This is a genomic window from Leuconostoc sp. UCMA20149, from assembly GCF_030400235.1.
Taxonomy (GTDB): domain Bacteria; phylum Bacillota; class Bacilli; order Lactobacillales; family Lactobacillaceae; genus Leuconostoc; species Leuconostoc pseudomesenteroides.
Genome location: NZ_VJYC01000035.1, coordinates 1 through 1,606, shown reverse-complemented (window position 1 = coordinate 1,606; position 1,606 = coordinate 1). Strand labels below are relative to the sequence as shown.

Below are 1,606 nucleotides of genomic sequence, written 5' to 3'. Positions count from 1 at the left end.
ATAAAACTTACTAACATTAAAGGTGAAGATTAATCTCGACGGAGATAGTCTTCACCTATTTTTGTTTTATTCTAAAATAGGTTGTGAAGCATAGGTCGTAAGGCTTTTTGGCACTAGATGTCGTAAATAAAAGTGGCCGTTTCACTGGCGTTACCACACAATTTGTTCTTAGTAAGTTAGACGCTAGACGTCGAGTATAGAAAATTAGATGGTGATGGCTACCAGTGACTGTTTCAATCAATTATTCTTTGGAGGTGCGCCCATGCACGCTGTTATTGGTATTGATGTTTCTAAGGCAACCAGCCAAGTTGCCGTCGCTGTTGATGGTAAGGTTGTACAGAATTTTAAGATTGCTCATGATGTCTTTGGGTTCAATCAGTTAAATACAGTCATTATGCAGTTTAATACGTTCCCAGATATTGTGTTTGAGGCGACAGGCATTTATTCGAGACGTTTAAAAACTTTCTTAGAGGTCCACAATTATCCTTATACTTACTTGAATCCTTTGACCGCTAAAAAACAATTGGATCAATTACGTCCTAACAAAAATGATCTTAACGATGCCAAGCATTTGGCAGAAACGCAATTCATTTTAAAGCGTGCTAAAAGCTACGTCCAGAAGCCAATTTATATGGAACTGCAAGACATGAGTCGTTTTTACCAACAGTTAAACCACGATATTGTGTCCGCTAAAAATCGGCTACATCGTTTGCTTCAATTGACTTTCCCAGAAATTGAAACCCTGTTTTCAACTACCGATAGCCAACAATATTGGGAGATTGTGTCGTTAATCCCTCATGCCGCAATGGCTAAGCATTCACGACAAACGTTATCAGATACGATTCAAAGCAGCGTCAGTCGTCAAATCGGTGTTGCGCGTTTAACACGACTCGTTGATAAACTAGTGGCGCTTGGCAGCCTATCAGCGCCTGCTGTTACCGTTGATTCGTATAATGTCATCGAAGTGCGTTATTATGCGCAGCGCTTAATTGCGTTATCTCAAAGCAAGGCCAATGTCTTAGCGACTATGGTTGATCAGACCAAAGATTTACCTGAATATGACATTTATCAGAGTATACCAGGATTTTCCGACAAAACAGTGGTTACTCTAATCGCTGAATTAGGTGATTTGCATCGTTTTGCGACTAGTAATAAATTGAATGCCTTTGTCGGGATTGACTTACGATTTAATGATTCAGGTGAGTATAAGAGTTCTGGTTTCATCACGAAGCGAGGTAATACAATCGCCAGAAAAGTGCTATTCAAAGCCATTGGTAACATTGCTAGTACGGCAACTTATGGTCATCAAAATCATATCAATGATTGGTATCAAAAGAAAAAGCAATCTTCAATGTCAAAGGGAACAAAGAAAATTGCTATTGGTGCGATGTCACGTCTCTTACGAACCATGCACTATCTGGTTTTGAATAACCAATTGTACGATTACGATACAGCGTCAAAGCGCTAGAATTGTACATTTATAAGCCTAACATTTTGCAAAACCAATGTGAAGACATCGGCTTATTTCAGTAGTACTTTATTATCAATTGCATCATAAGAAAAAGAAGCTAAATGCATTGAAACACTTGACTTCTGGTAGAAAAAA

The 1,606-nt window shown here is 38.5% G+C and carries 1 protein-coding gene; it reads left to right on the top strand.

The window, feature by feature from the left end; genetic code table 11:
* Positions 1-262 precede the first annotated feature (262 nt).
* Positions 263-1,468, top strand: coding sequence for an IS110 family transposase (locus FF105_RS11485; RefSeq protein WP_290046923.1), 1,206 nt, complete (start codon positions 263-265; stop codon positions 1,466-1,468).
* Positions 1,469-1,606 lie beyond the last annotated feature (138 nt).

Bases quoted from the DNA above. Each gene is read 5' to 3' on its own strand.
- FF105_RS11485 (WP_290046923.1), top strand. From the start codon at position 263: ATGCACGCTGTTATTGGTATTGATGTTTCTAAGGCAACCAGCCAAGTT.